This is a genomic window from Serratia sp. LSHTC3, assembly GCF_057197125.1.
Map to the genome: position 1 here is coordinate 1,112,403 of NZ_JBXUNP010000002.1, position 19,052 is coordinate 1,131,454.

A 19,052-nucleotide genomic window follows, 5' to 3' on the forward strand; every position below is an offset into this window, starting at 1 on the left:
CCATTTCCGGCAAGGTAGACTGAAATAACACCATAAACTGAATAAAAACGTAGGGTTAACACAACAGTGGCGCCATCGACCAAAAAGAGCGGTAAAACCTATTCCACAGTTCGTTTCGGCTGGATATGCGCCGGCATGCTGGTCTGTTTTTTTCTGTTGGCGTTCAGGGTCGGTTACCTGCAACTGCTGGAACACCAGCAGTTGGCCAACCAGGCTGACCAGCGTTCGATCCGCACCCAGGTGGTGCCGACCAACCGCGCCATGATCACCGATCGCAACGATGAGGCGCTGGCGGTCAGCGTGTCGTCCCAAGACATCGTGCTGGATCCGAAGCATATTCTCGATACCCAGACCGATACCGGCAACGAACGCTGGCAGAGCATGGCCAACGTGCTGAAGATCCCGCTGGCGGACATCCAGCACCTGATCCAGAGCAACGCGCGCAAACGCTTCGTTTATCTGGCGCGCAAGGTGGAGGACGATAACGCCGCCTACATCAGTAAGCTGCACCTGACCGGCGTCAGCACCGAGCAGGATTTCAGCCGCTTTTATCCGATGGGCCAGGACGCCGCCGGGCTGATCGGCATCGTCGGCCAGGACAATCAGGGGCTGGAAGGCATTGAGCTGGGTTTCAACCCGCTGTTGCAGGGCAAAAACGGCCTGCGGGTCTATCAGAAGGACGGCAGCGGCGCGGTGATCGGCGTGCTTAAAAGCGTGGATCCGGTGCCGCCGCCGAACGTGACGCTCAGCATCGATAAATTTATTCAGTACGTGCTCTATGCGCAGATCCGCGACGGCGTGGTGGCTAACCAGGCCGACTCCGGCTGTGCGGTGCTGGTCAAGATCGACACCGGCGAGGTCCTCGGCATGGCCAGCTACCCGTCGTTCAACCCGAACAACTATGGCAGCACCCCGGCGAAGGATATTCGCAACGTGTGCAGCAGCGACAGCTTCGAACCGGGCTCGACGGTGAAACCGGTGGTGGTAATGGTGGGGCTGGAGCATAAGCTGATCCGGCCGGATACGGTGCTGGACACCACGCCGTATCGGGTGAACGGTCACCTGATCAAAGACGTCGGCCATTGGTCGAAACTGACCATCACCGGCGTGCTGCAAAAATCGAGCGACATCGCGGTATCGCACATTGCGCTGGCGCTGCCGGCCACGGTGCTGCCGGCGGTCTACCGCAGCTTTGGCCTGGGGCGACCGACCGAGCTCGGCATCGGCAACGAGAGCAGCGGCTACTTGCCGCAGCATCGCGAACGCTGGGCCGATATCGAACGCGCTACCTTCTCCTTCGGCTATGGGCTGCGCGTGACGCCGCTGCAGATGGCGCGCGAGTATGCCGCGATCGGTTCCTTCGGCATTTATCGGCCGCTGTCGATCACCAAGGTGACGCCGCCGGTGATGGGGCAACGTATTCTGCCGGCGGATACGGTTCGGGCCGTGGTGCATATGATGGAGAGCGACGCCTTGCCGGGCGGCAGCGGGGTGAGCGCCGCAGTGCCGGGCTACCGGCTGGCGATCAAAACCGGTACCGCCGAGAAAATGGGCCCGAGCGGCAAATACGACGGCGGCTACATCAACTACACCGCCGGCGTGGCGCCGGCCAGCGATCCGCAGGTGGCGCTGGTGGTGATGGTCAACAACCCGAAAGCCGGCAAGCACTTCGGCGGTTCGGTGGCCGGGCCGGTGTTCGGCAAGATCATGGCCCAGGTGCTGGAGCACATGAATATTCTGCCGGATGCCCAGCCGCTTAACGTGGTGTCGTCGGTCAAGGGGTAAGGGGGATTAGCGCGATTCCAGCAGGCGCTTCAGCGCCTGCAGATCGGCGTTCACCAGCCCGACGTCGCGGGCGAACAGCGCGTCGTCCATGTCCGGCTGGCGGAACAGGGTGAAGATCACCTCGGCACCTTGTCGGTTGGCGAGCGCGCGCAGCGGCACGTAGACTACGCCGCCGTCCGGCAGCGTCACCCAATGATCCAGCACGCCGAAGGCATTGGGCGCGCTAAATCGAATGCGGATCCGCCCCTGCGGGGTCTCCGCCATCCAATCTTCATCTTCCCGCCGTAAGCTATTGGCTAATCCTTTGGCCCACAACGGGAAGTTTTCCGGGCGGCTGAGAAAGGCGTACACCTCGTCACAGGGGCGGTTGATGGCGACATGCAGCGTTTGCGCGCTCAGCATCATGATTTCTCCGGTTGACGGCGATACTTCAGTGTAGATCCCGCCGCGCTCAGAAGTAGTAACCGATGTTTACGTTGGTGCGAAAATACCATTTATTGCTGCCGGAGGACTGGGTGCCGGTCCAGCCGGTGGCGTTTTCCACGCCGCCCCACGGATTGGCGTTCTGCGCCCAGGTCAGATCCACCCACAGCATCACCGGCATGGCGAACACCTGCACCCCGAGCGTATTCATTTTGGAGTCGGAGCCGCCGTGCCTGTCCTTCCAGAGCACGCTGTAGTCGTTGTAGAAGCGCAGCTTTTTCACCGGTCCCCAGGGCACCTCGACGTCGCGCGCCAGGTTGATGGCGGCAGTGGTGGCCTGCGACGGGATCAGATAGGCCGGCGTCAGGCCGTTGCCGCCCATCAGGATCACCGAATTGCTGGCGCCGGCCGGGCCTTTGGCGTCGTAACCGTAGCGGATCACCTGGCCGGACAGATGCCAGGCATCCCGATTCACCAGCGTATGCAGGCCCGCCGCCCAGAAGCTGCCGTTATCACCGGTCGCCTGGTTGTAGAGCCGCGAGGCCGCCAGCGAACCGCCGAGCTCATTGTCCCAACCGCCCTGGTGGAAAGCCCGCGTCAGCCGCAGGTTTACCTGATCGCGTTTTTCGTTGCGCTGCAGATGCTGTGAGGCAAAGTTGGTGTTCTTCAGATCGTCGTAGCTGGCGACGTCGGGGGCGTAACGCACGCCGGTCGGCATCATGCGCGGGTAGTAGGCGGCGTCAAAGGCCCAATCGCCCCGTTGGTATTGGTATTTGGCGCCGAGCCCGGTGTTGACGCCAAAGCCGAGGTAAAACGGAATGCCGTACGACCAGCCGAACTGCGGATAGGGCATCAGGCCGAACGGTTTGAACGGCGCGCCCAGCTGCACGGTGGAGCGCTCAGACAGGTGGTAGCCGACATAGGCGCGGTCGATGGCGTATTTGCGCCGATCCTGAAACCAGAATCCGCTATCGAAAAACGCGTCGTTTATCTGGCCGGCGGCATCGATGCGAAAGGCGTCAAAGCGTAAATGCGGCGGATGCCGATAATTGCTGCTGCGCCAGTCTTCATAGCGATAATTGGCGCGCAGCGCGCCGCCGATATCAATATTCTTTTTATTATCCTCGTTTTGCCAATGAATATGCGGAAAGGCCGGGCGGTTTTTTTTAACCGGCGCCACGGTGGCAGCAGCGTCGCTGGGCAATGCGACGGTAGTCGCGTAACTCACTGGTGAAACAAGAAAAAAACAAAGGGTGATCTTGCGCATGCCTGGCCCCTGGTGAATGTTTGGTTTTTATTAAGACGAGCGGGGTTTACCTGTGAATAAGGCACTGTTGCTCGTTTGTTTTATATTTGAGACGTTTCATTGTGCGTTTCATATATTAAATTCATTTCCGGTTAATATATGAAACTTTGTTTCTTGTTTAATGGGAAAACTATAAATCCGGTATTGAACAAGTCAAGAAATAAAAATGAGCGTTGACGAGAAATTCCGATTATTGGGTCGCCCTGGTTTGCGGGAGCGACACAAAGCAGGCTGAAATAGTCGTGTCATAAATGCGCGTTAGACTCGCGGCATTCTGGCATTACTGACTAAAAATCATGAGCATAAAACTGACACTTGGCCGCCGGGTAAAACCTGCGGCAGCGCTGCCGCACGCGTTTGGCATCGGCAAGAGCATGGGCTTATTAGGCGGCGTAATTTGCGTTATTGCGCTATTTTCTCTGCTGCAATTGTTTTCCACCGTATTTATTTCCACTATTCTGCACGACGCCAAGGTTAACCTGGTGACGGGAGACGGGTTGCATCGCCAGCAGGCGACGATGGATCGCGCCAGACAGTCGCTGCTGACGGCCAGCGACACCCTGAACCGTGCGGGCATCTATTATCTGCAGGACAAAGTCACCGGCTCCGACGGCAGTTGGCATAGCCTGCTGGATGAATCGTTGGCGGCGTTGGAGGCTTCAAAGCAGGCCTTTGCCCGGTTCGAGCGCTTGAGCGCGGCCGCGCCCGAAGCGGCGGGCGCTCTGAAAGACAGTTATCGCCTGTTCTATGACGGCCTGAAGGAACAGGCGCAAGGGTTGCAAAGCAGCGCCAGCATCGATGCGTTTTTCGCCGTGCCGATCCAGGCGTTTCAGGCGGATTTCAACGAAAAGTACCTCGCTTATCAGGCGCTGAACGAACAGCATGGCAATGACGTCAACGTGCGGCAATTGGCGGCGCTGGAGCAGGCCAATACCTTTGCGCTTGGCGCATTGGCCGCGCTGGCGCTGATCGCCGTGGGGGTGTGGTTCGGCGTCGCCCGCTGGGTGATAGCGCCGCTGCAGCGGGCAATTGTCCACCTCAACGTGCTGGCCGCCGGCGATCTTTCGCGGCCGCTGCCGCCTGAGCGGGCGTTGAACCGCGAGATGCGTCAGCTGCAAACCAGCATTGGCCACATGCAGGGCGGTCTGCAGCGCCTGGTAAGCGAGGTGCGCGATGCGGCGAGCGGGATCCTGAACGGCGTCGAGCGGCTGGCGGACGGCAATCGACAGTTGACGGCACAGTCGGCGAAGCAGAACGGGGAACTGCAGTTGGCGACCGAGCACGTGCAGCAGTTGGCGGCGCGGGTGGAAGAAAACGGCCAATACGCGCAGCAGGCCAGCCAACGAACCGAACAGGCCCGGCAGTGCGCCGGCGCCGGTGAGCAGATGATGCAAACCGTCAATGTTTCGATGCACGGGATCGTCAACCAATCGGCTGAGATGCGCGGCATTGTCGCGCTGATCGACAGCGTGGCGTTTCAGACCCATATTCTGGCGTTGAATGCGGCGATCGAGGCCGCGCACGCCGGCGTTCACGGCCGCGGTTTCGCCATCGTGGCTAAAGAAGTGGGCTTGCTGGCGCAAAAGAGCAGCCATTCGACGCGCGATATTCAGCAGTTGATCGGTCGCTCATTGCAGCAAATCGATCAAGGTTCGCAGGCGGTCGAACGGCTGACGGGCAACCTGCGCAAAATTATCGATCTGGTGAACAAATGCAGTGCGCTGATGGGGGAAATCTCGCTGGCGTCATTCAATCAAGGGGAGAGCATCCAGGACGTGACGGCGCGCATCACCGCGCTGAATCAGGTGGCGCAGCAAACCGGCGCCGTGGTGAGCGCGGTGACCGAGGCTTCGCAGCTGTTGCAGGGCGAGTCGGAACGGTTAGAAAAAGCGATGGCGCGTTTCAGGCTGCCGGCGCAATAAATACTTCCGATGCAGGTTAATGAATAATAACGCTGCGCTTAATGTTATTCATTATTTCCCTGTGCTGAGGGACGTTATTTCGATAAATAAAAACAGGCCGGCGCTTATGGATTAAAAAAGCGCCGGCCTGCAGAGATTATTTTAACGGGAGGATTAACGGCTGGTCTGGTGGCCGATAATACCGCCCAGCGCTGCGCCGCCGAGGGTGCCCAGCGTGCTGCCGTCGGTCAGCACTGCGCCGCCGACCGCGCCGACGCCCGCGCCGATCGCCGTGTTGCGATCGCGATTGGACATATGCCCACATGCGGTAACGGAAAGCGTCGCCATCACCACCACCAACACACCTGCGGCACGTTTAATATTCATAATGAGTTCCTGGTAAATTGGCTGATTAATGGATTAAAAATAATCCGATTAACCCACCGGTAGAAGTTGGGATGAATGTATTCCTCCGAAAGAAAATCGAACAGGTAAAAATTCTTAATTTTGCGGCGGTGAAAAGCGATTGCTCGCCGAATGTGCGGCCACCGACAAAACCGCTGGTCTATACTGGGAAGACGCCTCGCGGGGGCGGGGCACACACTCTGGAGGCCGCCATGTCCGATCTCGTTTCCGCGTCCGGCAAACCGGTGAAAATCCCCGGCCCGGATCACCCGATCACCTTGACTCGTCATCCGACGCGGGTCGTGGTGCGTGCTGCCGGGAAAACCCTGGCCGACAGTCGCAATGCGCTCATCCTGCAGGAAGCCACCTATCCGCCGGTGTTTTACTTTCCGCGTGAGGACGTGAAGATGGCGCTGTTGCAGAAAAACGAGCACGTCAGCTACTGCCCGTATAAGGGCGACTGCAGTTATTTCACCTTCGCGATGAACGGCGCACAGGGGGCCAATACGGCCTGGAGCTATGAAATGCCTTACAACGCCGTGGTGGCGATCAAGGATTATCTGGCATTTTATCCCGACAAAGTGACAGAAATCAGTACTGAAGCCTGACCTGCCGCCGCCGCCGGGCGGGGGCAGGTTGACATTCCGCTTATCCCTACTCATTATGTGTATTACTGGAAACTGATACGCTTTCCTTATGTTTTAATCCGACATAAACGAAACTCTGAGCAGGTGCCAAGGTGTCTACCTCTACGCGATTTGCCGTTGCCATCCATATCCTGACCAACATCACGCTGTGTCGTGGCCAGACGGTGCGTTCCGAAGATATCGCGCGCAGCGTCAACACCAACCCGACGGTGGTGCGGCGGATCCTCGGCGCGCTGGCGGAGGCCGGGCTGACCTATTCGCAGATGGGGCAAGGCGGCGGGGCGCTGCTGGCGCGGCCGGCAGAAGCGATCTCGCTGCTGGACGTGTATCGCGCGGTGGAGGATCAACCCTATTTCATGCTGCACCGCGCCCGGCCTAACGATGCGTGTTATATCGGCCACGCGATTACCCCGGTGCTGGAGCAAGAGTTTGCGCGCGTTGGTCACGCGCTGGAGGCCAGCCTGGCGCAAACCAGCATCGCCGAAATGGCCGGGCAGGTCGAGCGGCAAGCCGGCTATCCTTTCGTCCCTTGTTCAGCGCAATATCAATCGGATACGCAATAAAAACCCACGCCAATTCCGTCTTCCCGCAGAGCATTTTTTGCATTGCGTTAATGTAATTGTGTAAGTTACATTAGCTCGCATCAAGTGTGATGTGGCTCACGTTTTAGACTGCCTCCCCACGATAATCGATCGATTGGCCGGAAACCTTTTCTTCCGGCGCAGATTCGCTGTGCTTATAAACCAGGAGAGAACGATGTTAGAAATGCTTGAAAGCTTGGCCACCGTGGTGGTCCTGGTGCCGGTAATGGTGGCCGTCTTGCTCGGCGCGATTTACGGCTTGGGTGAAGTGTTCAACGTCTTTTCCGCTATCGGCCGCAAAAATAACGGCTGAATTTGAACGTCAGGGGACGCAACGCCCCCTGACGCAGGACTACAATACCGTCGCCAGGAAGTTGCGCGTCCTCTCATGTCCCGGCGCATCCAGAACCTGCTGCACGCTGCCCGTTTCAACCACCTTTCCCTGATCCATAAAGACAATCTGGTCGGCCACTTCGCGGGCGAAGCCGATTTCGTGCGTGACCACCACCATGGTCATGCCCGAATGCGCCAGGTCTTTCATCACCTGCAGCACTTCGCCAACCAATTCAGGATCGAGGGCGGAGGTCGGTTCATCAAACAGTAACACCTGCGGGTTCATCGCCAGCGCGCGGGCGATGGCGACGCGTTGTTGCTGGCCGCCGGACAGTTCTCGCGGCCAGGCGTTGATGCGATGTTCCAGCCCGACGCGGGCCAGCAGCTGCTTCGCCCGTTCCTGCACCTCGGCTTTTTTTTCCTTTTTCACCCGCAGCGGCGCGTCGCTGACGTTTTGCAACACGGTGCGGTGCGCAAACAAGTTGAACTGCTGAAATACCATGCCGATGCTTTTACGCTGTTCGGCCACCTCGGCTTCTTTCAGCTCGTACAGATGCCGGCCTTTTTGACGATAGCCGATCAGCTGTTCGCCAACGCGAATGGTGCCGCCGTCCAGCTTTTCCAGGTGGTTGATGCAGCGCAACAGGGTGGATTTGCCGGAGCCGGAAGGGCCGAGGATCACCGTCACCGAGCCTGCCGGGATGGTCAGGCTGATGTTTTTCAACACGTCGGTGCCGGAAAAGGATTTCCGCACCCGGTTGATGTGGATGGATGCGCTCATTGTTCACCTCCCTGAGGGGCTTTGCGGTTGAGGAAGAACCAGCCGCGGCGCGTTGCCTGCGTGCCGCGGCCAAAATAGCGCTCCACGTAGTATTGGCCAATCGACAGAATCGAAGTCATGGCCAGATACCACAGGGTGGCGACCAGCAGCAGCGGGATGACCTCGTAGGTGCGTTGGTAAATGATCTGCGCCGAATACAGCACGTCCTGCAGGGCAATCACCGACACCACCGCGGTGGTTTTCAACTGCCCGATCACCTCATTGCCCGCCGGCGGCAGGATGGTGCGCATCGCCTGCGGCAATACCACGCGCCACAGGATTTGCCCACGACGGTATCCCAGCGCTTTGGCGGCTTCCAGCTGGCCGCTGCCGACGCTTTGGATGCCTGCGCGCACGATCTCCGCCGCATAGGCCGACTGATGCATCACCAGCGCGATCACCGCCGCGCTGAAGGTGCTGATAAGGGTATTGGTCGGCGCGCTGGCGACTTCGCCAAGAAACGGGATCCACAGGCTGATGCGCGGATAAAGCGCGGCGATGTTGTACCAAAGGAACAGCTGCACCAGCATCGGCACCGCACGGAAGAACCAGGTGTAGAACCAGCTTACCGCAACCAATACCGGATTGGCCGACAGGCGCATCAGCGCCAGCAGCACGCCACCGGCGAAGCCGAACACCACCGAAATCACCGTCAGCTTAAGCGTCATGAGCACGCCGTTGAGGATGGAAGCCTCGGTGAGGTTTTCCGCCACCACCGCCCATTCAAAGCGCGGGTTGTGCAGCATGGAATTGATGATAACGCCGACGATCAACAGCACAATCAGGGCGCTGAGCCAACGCCCGTAATGCCGATGGCCGACGATGCTCAGTTCCGCGTCGTCGACAGGGTGTTGCCCACTCATTTGGCGATCTCTTCATTGATGCCGGCGGTTTTCACTGCACCAAAACCGATATCCCAGCCGTCGAGGATTTTCTGGTAACTGCCGTCGGCGATCAGAGAATTCAGCGCTGCCTGCACCGGTTTCACCAGTTCGGAGCCTTTCGGCAGGGCAATGGCCACCGTGGTGCCGTCAATGTTGATATCACCGGCCAGCGTCAGCGGTTTAACGTGGGTGGCCTGGTAGCGCAACCCTTCATACGGGCCGAAAAACATCGGTACGCGGCCGCTGATCACCGCTTGCACCCCGGCCGGGCGGTCCGGGAAGATCGGCATGGTGATGGCCGGCTTGCCGGCGGCGACGCATTGATCGCTGGCCTGCTGCAGGCGGGTGATCTGCGAGGTGCCTGCGCCGGCGCCGACGGTCTGGCCGCACAGCTGCGCCAGCTCGGTGTAAGGGCCTAGCGCAGCGTCTTTGCGGGCGATCAAGGCCAGCTTGGAAGCGTGGTAATAGCCGACGAAGTCCACCTGTTGGAAGCGCTTTTTGTTGGCGTCAATGTTGGCCAGCGCGACGTCATAACGGCCGGACTTCAGGCCGGGGATGATGTTGTCGAAGCCGCCGGTGTCCTTCCAGTGGATCCCCACGCCCAGGCGATCGGCAATCGCGCTCATCACGTCGATTTCACGCCCGGCCAGCGTTTTGTTGTCCGCCTGGTAAAAGGTGGTCGGCGGGGTGTTCGGGTTGGTGCCGGCAACGATGTAGCCGGCCTTTTTGATCGCTTCAGGCAGGCTGTCGTGCAGCGCCGGATCGGCGGCAGCTTTCAGCGCCGCCTTGAAGGGAACATCGCCTTCAGCGGCATGACCGGCTGCCAACGGCGCCAGCGTGGAGGAAGCCAACAGCAGGGACAGTACGGTGCGTTTGAATGTGGTTTTCATCATGATTTCCCTGCGGATTAAGCCGATTTTACGTTAGCGAAGTTGATTGCCGGTTCCGGCAGACCCAGGTTTTCACGCAGGGTTGCATGCTGATACTCTTCACGGAACAGGCCACGGCGACGCAGCTCCGGGATCACCTGCTCGACGAACAGTTCCAGCTGGTTGGGCAATACCGCCGGCATGATGTTGAAGCCGTCTGCGCCTTGCTGTTCCAGCCACAGCTGGAAGTCGTCGGCGATCTCTTCGGCGGTGCCTACCACCACGCGGTGGCCGCGCGAACCGGCCGCGACGGCCGCCAGCTCACGCAGCGTCAGGTTTTCCCGCGCGGCCAGATCGGTCAGCAGTTTCACGCGGCTTTGGCCGCCTTCGGTGGCGCCCACGTTCGGCACCGGGCCGTCCAGCGGATAATCGCTCAAATCGAAACCAAAGCGCGCCGACAGCTGCTCAATGCCGTTATCGATATCCACCAGTTGATTCAGCTGATACCAGGTTTCCTGCGCTTCTTCTTTGGTACGCCCGACAATCGGCATCACACCTGGCAGGATCAGCAGGTGGTCCGGGTTGCGGCCGGCGTCGGCCACGTATTTTTTCTGACTGCGGTAGAAAGCTTGTCCTTCTTCCAGGCTGGCGGCGGCGGTGAACACCACTTCGGCGGTTTCCGCCGCCAGCTGCTGGCCGGCCGGGGAAGAGCCGGCCTCAATGATCACCGGCCGTCCTTGCGGCGAGCGGGAAATGTTCAGCGGGCCCTGCACCGAGAAATGCTTGCCCTTATGGTTGGCGGCGTGGATTTTCTCGTCGATGGCGTACACGCCATTTTGCTTGTCGCGCACGATGGCGTCTTTTTCCCAGCCGTCCCACAGTTTGTAGCTGGCCTCGAGGAATTCCCGCGCCACTTCATAGCGTTCGGCGTGCGACGGCAGATCTTCACGGCTGAAGTTGCGCGCCGCATCGCTGGAGAAAGAGGTCACTACGTTCCAGGCGGCGCGGCCGTGGCTGATATGGTCGATGGAGGCCATGGCGCGTGCCAGGTGGAAGGGTTGATCGAACGTGGTGGAGGCGGTCGCCGCCAGCCCGATATGGCGGGTGTTGACCGCCAGCGCCGCGAGCAGCGTCAGCGGCTCCAGGCGTGACATCGTCGAGGGCAGGCGGTGCACGCTGGTTGCCAACGCGTCGCCGACGAAGAACATATCGAAAGTGCCTTCTTCGGCTTTTTTTGCGATCCAGGTGAACCAGTCGATATCGGTCGGTGAACCGCTGGCGCCTTCTGCGCGCCATCCCCCGATGTGGTGCCCCAGAGCCTGAACGAACAGGCCGAGACGGAGTTGGCGCGATGGTGTTGAAGGTGAAGTACTCATAATTATTCCTGTTTTATTATTAATTTAACAATGCAATCAGTCGCGGCAGCGCGCCAGGGGACATAAGCGCGCAGTCGCGGATAACGCTCTCGCCTTCGAGGCCCGGAAGCAGCTGCAGAATGGCGCGCAGCTTGGCGTCGAGGTCTGTCGGCCGGGCGGCGGTTTGCTTTCTTGTGACTATGTCACTTATTCGCCTCCCGTCCTGCAGCGTCAGGGTCAGACGATGGAAGCGCATCTCCGGATCGAGCGCGTCCGGCGGGGCTGCGGGATCGACATGGCGCACAACTTTTGCCGCCAGGGCGGCGATAGCCGCATCGACAGGCTGTTCGCCGTAATGCGTCAGCGGGACCTCGCCGTGGTATAGCGCATCGGCGATGACGTATTCGAGGCTAAAGCGCGCTTCCACACCGGTGGCCGGTTGGCGAATAAAGGGCGCAGTATCTGCGCCGGGCGGAAAACTGACCTCAACCTGTGCGATCTCCGCAAGGACGTCGCCTTGTGCCAGCAGCCGCGCGCGCAGGGCGAGCGCCGCCTCGGCCGCGCTGTGAGTGCCACCGCAAGTCGGGTACCGCTTGAATTCCAGCCCCGGCTGCAGGATGCGCCAGGGCGTGCCCCAGCCGGCGGTCAGGCATTCCGGTTTTTGCCGGCCGCCGCCGTGGGAAGTCAGCAGGCTGTCCAGCACGCCCTCCGGTTGGCCGATGAAACCGGCCTGAGCCAGCAGAGCGGCGTTGACCGCGTTGCGTGCCGCCAACCCGGCATGCAGCGGTTTGGCCGCCGAACCGAACTGGCTGCGCAGGCCCGCTGCCTGCGTGGCCGCCAGGCCCAGAGCAATCTGCGTCTGCCGCTGGTCAAGCTGCAGATAACGCGCCACGGCGGCGCAGGCGGCGACCGCGCCCAGGGTGGCGGTGCTGTGAAAACCCAGCACGTAATGTTGCGTGCCAGCGGCCAATCCCAGCCGGCCAGCGGCCTCTACGCCGATGACATAGGCGGTTAACAGCTCAGTGACATCGTCACTCTCACCGTTCAGCGCCAGCAGGGCTGAGAGCACTACGGTGCTCGGATGGCCACGCAGCGCAGGATGGTAATCATCGAAGTCCAACGCGTGGCTGACATAGCCATAGCGCAGTGCGCGGTTCTCGCTGCCGTTCGGCGGAAACGTCTTACCGATCGCTGCCAGACCGGCATCGCTCAACGCCCCGCGGGCAATCGGCAGCGCGCAGGCGAAGTAATCTTTCACGCCGCGGCGAGCGGCTGACAGGGCGTTTTCATCCGGCTGGCTGTTCAATATCAGATGGGCGAATTGGGCGGTTATCGGTAATGACAAGGCGTTAACACCTGAATTTATATACGGTTATGCACGAGTGCGGGGTGAAAGGTATTGTGTGGCGATTTTCGTTGTCCCGAAAGAACGAACGGCGCTTCCATATCTCTGAATGGAATATAACGACGGCACTGCGCCGCCGTCAGAGCAGCTGGCAGCAGCTGCCAGCTGCTGGCAGGCTGCGCCTTAGCTATTTTTGTGCAAAGCAAAGCTGTATTTGCTCTAGCACGATAGAGGACTCAGGTCGAGAAAAGGCGAACGCTCATGATGTCGATAAATGCCCTGAGACGCGGTGTAAGATGTTTGCTTGAAGGCCAGAGAATTTTGAGACTGCCACTGTGTCGGCAGTGGTCGCCAAGCACCGGTTGGAGCCGCCGTCGCTCCAGCGCCTCTCGCACCGCGAAATCGGGCAAGCAGGCGATGCCCAGGCCCTGTTCCGCCAGGTAAATCAGCGTGTCGACGGTGTTGCATACCGTGCGCTTGCCCAGGCCTTCGTCGAGCAGTTTATCTCCGCCCGCCACCGGCCAGGTCTCGACTTTGCCGGTGGTGGGGAATCTGTATAACAGGCAGGCGTGATCGCGCAGTTCTGCCGGCTGGCGGGGTATTCCCGCTCGGCGCAGATACTCTGGCGCCGCCACCAGCTGTAGGTGAAACGTGCCCAGTTGGCGGCTCATTAAGCGAGAGTCCTCGGTATCGCCCACGCGGATCACCGCATCGAACCCTTCTTCGATCACCGCGACTCGACGGTCGGAAAAATCGGTTTCCAGCTCAATCTCCGGGTAACGCCGGACAAATTCCGCCAGCACCGGATTCAGCAGGCCGCCCACCAGCGGCAAACTGACACGCAGCTTGCCGCGCGGCGCGCTGTGCGTATCGCTGATTTCCCGTTCCGCCGCCGCCAATTCCCCGAGAATGCGCTGGCAGCGGTGCAGAAACAGCCGGCCTTCGGCGGTCAGCGTCATGCTGCGCGTGCTGCGGTGGAACAGACGCGCGCCCAGCCGATTTTCCAGGCGGGCGATGCTTTTCCCCACCGCGGAAGCGGAAATGCCGAGCACGCGCCCGGCCTCTACGAAACTCAGCGTCTCTGCGGCCTGCACAAAGACGTTCACCCCAGACAGATTATCCATTGCTTGCCCCATTGCGGACTTGAGTGTCCGCTATGAAAGGAAATCTAGCCTGTTTTTTCGTTAATCACCACGCTCTATGCTCGGTGGCGACAGCATGGGCTGACTACCTGGGGTAATAAAAATGAATGAATACGGATCCTCTGCCAACGCGATTGACGGCGCGATAGAGCAAGCCTTGCGTGAAAAACGATTGGTTGGCGCGGTCGTTTTGGTGGCGCAGGGCGGTGAGATCGTTTATCACCGCGCGGCGGGCATGGCAGATCGCGAAGCGGGCAAGCCGATGGCGCTCAATACGCTGTTTCGTCTGGCCTCGGTATCCAAACCGATCGTGTCCACGGCGGCGCTGGCATTGATGGCGCAAGGCGCCATGCGGTTAGACGATCCGATCACCCGTTGGCTGCCGAATTTTCGCCCGCGGCTGGCGGACGGCACCACTCCGTTGATGACGCTACGGCATCTCATGACCCACACCGCCGGACTAAGCTACCGCTTTTTCCAGCCGGAAGGGGGATTCTATGCCCAGCTGGGCGTCTCCGACGGCATGGATGAAGCGTCTGTCAGCCTGCAGGAGAACGTGCGGCGTATTGCCTGCGCCCCTTTGCTGGCTCCGCCCGGCGCGGCGTGGCGCTATTCCATCGCCACCGATGTCCTGGGCGCGGCGATCGAACAGGCGAGCGGCCTGCCGCTGACGCAGGCAGTAAAAAAATGGGTGACCGGGGCGCTGGCGATGACGGATACCGATTTCCTGGCGGTGGATCCCGCACGTTTGGCGGCCGCTTACGCCGATCATCCCGGCGAGCCGCGCCGTTTGCGCCAACCGGATCGTTTACCGTTCATCGATGGCAGCGCCGGTTTTCATCTGTCGCCGGCGCGTGCGCTGGATCCGGAGGCGTACGCCTCCGGCGGCGCCGGCATGGTCGGCTCGGCGGAGGATTTCCTGCGCCTGCTGGAAACGTTGCGCCAGGGGGGCGGGCAGGTGCTGCCGGCCGAATGGGTGACGGCGCTGACCACCAACCAAATCGGCGATTTGCCGATGCCGTTTTGGCCGGGGCGCGGTTTCGGCCTCGGCATTACCGTACTGAAAGATCCCGTCGCCGCGCAAACGCCGGAGTCCGTTGGCAGCTGGCGAATGGGCGGCACCTATGGCCACTCGTGGTTCGTCGATCCTGTCCGGCAGCTCAGCGTCGTCGCGTTTACCAACACGGCGCTGGAGGGCATGTCCGGCGCTTTTGTCGGCGAGATTTGTCAGGCGGTCTATGCCGCGACGGGAGCGATACAATGCGCCTGATGCCACCGATTTTCTTTATCGCGCTGGGGTTGTTCGGCGTCTACTGCATCGAGTTTGGCGTGGTGGGTATTTTGCCGCAGATCATCGCGCGGTATGGCATCTCTACGGCGCAGGCCGGTTGGCTGGTCGGGATCTTCGCCCTGACCATCGCGCTGCTCGGGCCGCTGTTGGTGCTGCTGGCGTCGCGATTCAATCGCAAACGCATGTTGTTGATCGCGTTGACCGTGTTCGCGGCGGCCAGCGCGCTGTCCGCTCAGACGGACAGTTTCGCCATGCTCATGTTGCTGCGCATTGTGCCGGCGTTGTTTCATCCGATCTATTTTTCGCTGGCCATGGTGGCGGCCGCGGCGCTTTATCCGCCGCATCAGGCCACCAAAGCAACCGCCTATGCGTTCATCGGCACCAGCATGGGCATGGTGTTGGGGATACCGTTGACGCAATGGATCGCCGGGCAGTTCAGCTATGAAGCCTCGTTCCGGTTCTGTGCCTGGGTCAATCTCCTGGCAGCGGCGGGATTGCTGATGCGGTTGCCCGACGTCGCCGTTCAGCGCCTCAGCTATGGCAAACAGCTGACGATCCTGCGCAGCGGGACGCTGTGGCTGAATATCATCACCTGCGTGCTGATCTTTGCCGCCATGTTCGCCGTCTACGCTTATGCGGCCGAGTACCTCAGCAGTGAAGCCGGCATTGGCGCCGCCGCCATCGGCTTTCTTCTGGTGGCGTTCGGCGTGGGCGGCGTCGCGGGCAACCTGTTGGCCGGCAAGGGGTTGAGCCGCCATCGAGCGCTGACGGTGCTGCTGCACCCGCTAGCCTTGATTGCGGCTTATGCGCTGCTGTATCACTACGGCAGCGCGAATATCGGTTCGATGACGGCGCTTTGTCTGTATTGGGGAGCGGCGCACACCAGCGGTTTGATCGTGACGCAGATCTGGCTGACATCCGAAGCCCCCGAGGCGCCGGCGTTCGCCACCGGGCTGTATATCGCCTTTATCAATTTGGGCGTGGCGCTGGGCTCACTGGCGGGCGGCTGGTTCATCGCCGCGTGGGGGCTACAGGGCAGCCTGCTGTGCGGAGCCTTGTTCGCCGCGCTGGCGGTGATTACGATCGCCGCCAGGCTGCGGTTGCAGCGGCAGACTACCGCTGCGTTGCGTCGATCATCGCCATCACCTGCCGGAACATCGCGCTTTCCGCATCGGCCAGCTCGTTGACCAGCGTAAAGTGATTGCAGTGGCGGTCGGCCAGCAACTGAACGTCGAGGCCGCGCGCCAGACAGGCGTCATAATAGGCCTGCGTCTGGTTTTTGAAGCCTTGCGTTTCCCGCTGGCCGACGTCGAGCAGGATCTGCGGCGCATGCTCTTTCGCTGGCAGCAAAAACAGCGGGCTGAGCGTTTGCGCCTGTTCGGGCGTCAGGTGCAGCCAGTCGTTGATGTAGATATCGCACAGCGGGCGCAGATCGTAGAGGCCACTCAGCGCCAGCGCGCCTTTGATCGCGTCGGGCGGCAGGCGATAGCGTTGCTGCCAGCCGTCGGCGATCAGCATGCCGCACAGGTGGCCGCCGGCCGAACTGCCGCTGACGAAAATGCGCGCCGGATCGATGCCGAACGGCGCCCCGTGATGATAAAGCCAGGCGACGGCGCTGCGCACCTCGTGCACGATCTCCGCCAGCGTCGCTTCTGGCGCCAGTGTGTATTCCAGCGTGGCGACGGCCACGCCGCGCTGGGCAAACGCGGCGGCCATCGAACAGGCTTCCTCTTTGCGCTGCGAATGCCAGTAGCCGCCATGAATAAAGATCAGCAGCGGGGCGGGCTGCGTGCAAGCCGGGAACAGATCGAGGCGCTCGGCGGCACTCATGCCGTAACGCAGATCGTAAATGCCGGGCATCTGTGCCTTGGCGCGCTGGGCCAGCGCGGCGTATTCCGCCATGCAGGCGTCAAAATCTTCCACCGAAGCGCGGGCGTTGTATTGCACCGCTCTGGCGGCGGTATCGTCGAACATCAGGTCGATTTTCATAACTTCTCCTTGTTGGTGACGCTCGATTATCCACCTAATGCTTTTTTAATGTTTGATGCGGAATGCGTCGCCGACGGGCGTTCTTTTTTGCTTCTTTTTGCGGTATATTGCTGTTTTATGCGTTCTACTGCGGAATAAACTCATGCACAAAGCGGCACGACAGCGCCATTTACTGGATTTGCTCAGCGAACGCGGGCAGGCGGCGGTGGCGGAATTGGCCAGCGCCATCGGTGTTTCGGTCGATACCGTGCGCCGCGACTTGGCCGATCTCGAGCGGCAGGGGTTGGCGCAGAAACATCACGGCGGGGCGATAGCGCTCGAACCGTCCGGCATGCCGCGCCAGGCGCGCGCTGCGCTGTTGCCGCAGGTCAAGCAGCGGCTTGGCCGCGCGGTGGCCGCGCAGATCCCGCCCGGCAGCACCCTGATGCTGGATGCGGGCAGTACGCTGTTGGCGGTGGCGCAGGCGTTGCGCGGCCCGGCGACGGTGATCACCGCTTCGCTGGATATCGCGCAGTGCCTGAGCGACAGGCCGGAGATCAATCTGATCTTGCTCGGCGGCCAGTGGGATGCGCGCCAGCGGCTGTTCGCCGGCAGCGCCACGCTGGCGTTGCTGGCGCGCTACCGTGCGGATATCGCCTTGCTGGGCGCCTGCGCGGTGCATCCTCAGCTGGGACTGAGCGCCGGCGAAGAGGCCGATGCAGAGGTCAAACGCGCCATGCTGGCCAACAGCGGCGAGCGCTGGCTGGTGGCCGACCATATGAAGCTGGATCGCTGCGAGCCGCATCACGTGGCGGATCTGGCGCAGATCCAACGCCTGTTTACCGATCGCCCGTGGGATAACCTGGACGAGCAATCATTGATTGAACTTTGTGTCGTCGCCGACGACCGCTAGAGGAGAACACTGATGAACGATACCGCTCGACCGTTGCAGGTGGCCCTGATTGGCTACGGCTTTGTCGGCAAGGCGTTTCACGCGCCGCTGATTAACGCGGTGCCGGGGTTGGAACTGAGCGTGGTGGCTTCGCGCGATGCCGCCAAGGTACATGCCGATCTGCCGCACGCGCAGGTGATCGCCGATCCGCTGGAGGCCATCCGCCGGCCGGAGGTGGATTTGGTGGTGATCGCATCGCCGAACGACACCCATGCGCCGCTGGCGCTGGCCGCACTGGAGGCGGGCAAGCACGTGGTGGTGGATAAGCCGTTTACGCTGGATTTGGCGCAGGCGCGCGCGCTGATTGCCGCGGCGGAGAAGCACGGCCGCCTGCTGTCGGTGTTCCAGAACCGTCGCTGGGACAGCGATTTCCTGGGGGTGAAACAGGTGATCGAGCAGGGGCTGATCGGTAAGGTGACGCACTTTGAGTCCCATATCGACCGCTATCGCCCTGAAGTACGGGTGCGCTGGCGTGAACAAAACCTCCCAGGCAGCGGGCTGTGGTTCGATCTGGGGCCGCACATGGTCGATCAGGCGCTGCAGCTGTTCGGTTTGCCGCACAGCGTGCAGGCCAACATCGCCACGTTGCGCCCCAACGCGCAGATTAACGACTGGGCCCACGTGGTGCTGAACTATCCGACGCACCGCGTGATCCTGCACGGCAGCATGCTGGTGGCGGGCGGCGTCTCACGCTTTACCGTGCACGGCGAGAAAGGCAGCGTGGTCAAAGCGCGCGCCGACGGGCAGGAGAGCCAGCTGCTGGCCGGCGTGACGCCGGGTTCGGCGGAGTGGGGCAAAGACGACGACGCGATGAGCCTGTTTATCGGTACGGAGCCGGTGCGCACGCTGCCGACGCCGGATGGCGATCAGCGCCAGTATTACTTCCAGGTGCGCGATGCGTTGCGCGGCGCAGGCGCCAACCCGGTTACCGCGGCGCAGGCGTTGGCGGTGATGGCGGTGCTGGAAGCGGCCACCCTGGCGGCGGAAACCGGTGTGACTCAGACGTTGCCGCTCACCGAGGCGGAAATCGCCGCCTGGTAACGGC

19 protein-coding genes are annotated in these 19,052 nt (G+C 61.2%); 9 read left to right on the top strand and 10 right to left on the bottom strand.

The genetic code is table 11. The features are described 5' to 3' along the window. Window positions 1–66: 66 nt before the first annotated feature. On the top strand, window positions 67–1,785 hold the full coding sequence (locus tag AC2CGI_RS12645; protein ID WP_076740231.1) for a penicillin-binding transpeptidase domain-containing protein: 1,719 nt from the start codon (window positions 67–69) through the stop codon (window positions 1,783–1,785). A 6-nt stretch (window positions 1,786–1,791) separates the two neighbouring features. Here the strand turns inward: AC2CGI_RS12645 and AC2CGI_RS12650 are convergent, their stop codons facing one another. Both AC2CGI_RS12650 and AC2CGI_RS12655 read right to left on the bottom strand, forming a co-directional pair. Further along, entirely contained in the window at window positions 1,792–2,190 is a 399-nt protein-coding gene (locus tag AC2CGI_RS12650) for an SRPBCC family protein (RefSeq protein ID WP_076740230.1), read from the bottom strand. A 46-nt stretch (window positions 2,191–2,236) separates the two neighbouring features. Beyond that, a complete protein-coding gene (locus tag AC2CGI_RS12655) occupies window positions 2,237–3,475 on the bottom strand; it encodes a hypothetical protein (RefSeq protein WP_015377831.1) in 1,239 nt (412 codons plus the stop codon). 413 nt (window positions 3,476–3,888) lie between these two features. On the opposite strand from AC2CGI_RS12655, the gene AC2CGI_RS12660 reads away from it, so the two are divergent. After that, window positions 3,889–5,436, top strand: coding sequence for a methyl-accepting chemotaxis protein (locus AC2CGI_RS12660; protein WP_099982797.1), 1,548 nt, complete (start codon window positions 3,889–3,891; stop codon window positions 5,434–5,436). Window positions 5,437–5,589: 153 nt separating this feature from the next. Here the strand turns inward: AC2CGI_RS12660 and osmB are convergent, their stop codons facing one another. Beyond that, complete coding sequence (gene osmB, locus AC2CGI_RS12665) at window positions 5,590–5,802, bottom strand: osmotically-inducible lipoprotein OsmB (protein ID WP_004940700.1); 213 nt, start codon at window positions 5,800–5,802, stop codon at window positions 5,590–5,592. Window positions 5,803–6,032: 230 nt separating this feature from the next. On the opposite strand from osmB, the gene AC2CGI_RS12670 reads away from it, so the two are divergent. The 3 genes from AC2CGI_RS12670 to AC2CGI_RS12680 all read left to right on the top strand — a co-directional run bounded on the left by AC2CGI_RS12670 (window position 6,033) and on the right by AC2CGI_RS12680 (window position 7,361). Next, on the top strand, window positions 6,033–6,428 hold the full coding sequence (locus AC2CGI_RS12670) for a DUF427 domain-containing protein (protein ID WP_015377833.1): 396 nt from the start codon (window positions 6,033–6,035) through the stop codon (window positions 6,426–6,428). A 131-nt stretch (window positions 6,429–6,559) separates the two neighbouring features. Continuing rightward, on the top strand, window positions 6,560–7,030 hold the full coding sequence (locus AC2CGI_RS12675; RefSeq protein WP_076740229.1) for an Rrf2 family transcriptional regulator: 471 nt from the start codon (window positions 6,560–6,562) through the stop codon (window positions 7,028–7,030). Window positions 7,031–7,223: 193 nt separating this feature from the next. Then, window positions 7,224–7,361 (top strand): AcrZ family multidrug efflux pump-associated protein, encoded by a 138-nt coding sequence (locus AC2CGI_RS12680; protein WP_004940695.1) that lies wholly within the window; start codon window positions 7,224–7,226, stop codon window positions 7,359–7,361. Window positions 7,362–7,400: 39 nt separating this feature from the next. Here AC2CGI_RS12680 and AC2CGI_RS12685 read toward each other — a convergent pair whose 3' ends face one another. From AC2CGI_RS12685 to AC2CGI_RS12710, 6 genes are all read right to left on the bottom strand, one after another. Continuing rightward, complete coding sequence (locus tag AC2CGI_RS12685; protein ID WP_004940693.1) at window positions 7,401–8,162, bottom strand: amino acid ABC transporter ATP-binding protein; 762 nt, start codon at window positions 8,160–8,162, stop codon at window positions 7,401–7,403. Next, window positions 8,159–9,064, bottom strand: coding sequence for an amino acid ABC transporter permease (locus AC2CGI_RS12690; protein ID WP_015377834.1), 906 nt, complete (start codon window positions 9,062–9,064; stop codon window positions 8,159–8,161). The genes AC2CGI_RS12685 and AC2CGI_RS12690 overlap by 4 nt, the downstream gene beginning before the upstream one ends. Further along, window positions 9,061–9,975: an ABC transporter substrate-binding protein gene (locus AC2CGI_RS12695; protein WP_021504569.1), complete on the bottom strand. Its 915-nt coding sequence runs from the start codon at window positions 9,973–9,975 to the stop codon at window positions 9,061–9,063. The genes AC2CGI_RS12690 and AC2CGI_RS12695 overlap by 4 nt, the downstream gene beginning before the upstream one ends. 17 nt (window positions 9,976–9,992) lie before the next feature. Then, on the bottom strand, window positions 9,993–11,330 hold the full coding sequence (locus tag AC2CGI_RS12700; RefSeq protein ID WP_021504570.1) for an LLM class flavin-dependent oxidoreductase: 1,338 nt from the start codon (window positions 11,328–11,330) through the stop codon (window positions 9,993–9,995). A 19-nt stretch (window positions 11,331–11,349) separates the two neighbouring features. Beyond that, window positions 11,350–12,654 (bottom strand): MmgE/PrpD family protein, encoded by a 1,305-nt coding sequence (locus AC2CGI_RS12705; protein ID WP_076740228.1) that lies wholly within the window; start codon window positions 12,652–12,654, stop codon window positions 11,350–11,352. Between the two features lie 236 nt (window positions 12,655–12,890). Beyond that, window positions 12,891–13,778, bottom strand: coding sequence for a LysR family transcriptional regulator (locus tag AC2CGI_RS12710; RefSeq protein WP_076740227.1), 888 nt, complete (start codon window positions 13,776–13,778; stop codon window positions 12,891–12,893). Window positions 13,779–13,899: 121 nt separating this feature from the next. Between AC2CGI_RS12710 and AC2CGI_RS12715 the strand changes: the two genes are divergently transcribed. Continuing rightward, entirely contained in the window at window positions 13,900–15,066 is a 1,167-nt protein-coding gene (locus AC2CGI_RS12715) for a serine hydrolase domain-containing protein (protein ID WP_076740226.1), read from the top strand. Then, complete coding sequence (locus tag AC2CGI_RS12720) at window positions 15,057–16,274, top strand: MFS transporter (protein WP_076740225.1); 1,218 nt, start codon at window positions 15,057–15,059, stop codon at window positions 16,272–16,274. Before AC2CGI_RS12715 ends, AC2CGI_RS12720 begins: the two co-directional genes overlap by 10 nt. Here the strand turns inward: AC2CGI_RS12720 and AC2CGI_RS12725 are convergent. Further along, window positions 16,201–17,076, bottom strand: coding sequence for an alpha/beta hydrolase (locus tag AC2CGI_RS12725; RefSeq protein ID WP_076740224.1), 876 nt, complete (start codon window positions 17,074–17,076; stop codon window positions 16,201–16,203). The genes AC2CGI_RS12720 and AC2CGI_RS12725 overlap by 74 nt on opposite strands. Window positions 17,077–17,218: 142 nt before the next feature. Here AC2CGI_RS12725 and AC2CGI_RS12730 point away from each other — a divergent pair, with 142 nt between their 5' ends. Beyond that, window positions 17,219–17,968 (top strand): DeoR/GlpR family DNA-binding transcription regulator, encoded by a 750-nt coding sequence (locus tag AC2CGI_RS12730; protein WP_033645883.1) that lies wholly within the window; start codon window positions 17,219–17,221, stop codon window positions 17,966–17,968. A gap of 12 nt (window positions 17,969–17,980) precedes the next feature. After that, entirely contained in the window at window positions 17,981–19,048 is a 1,068-nt protein-coding gene (locus tag AC2CGI_RS12735; protein WP_076740223.1) for an oxidoreductase, read from the top strand. Window positions 19,049–19,052: the final 4 nt, after the last annotated feature.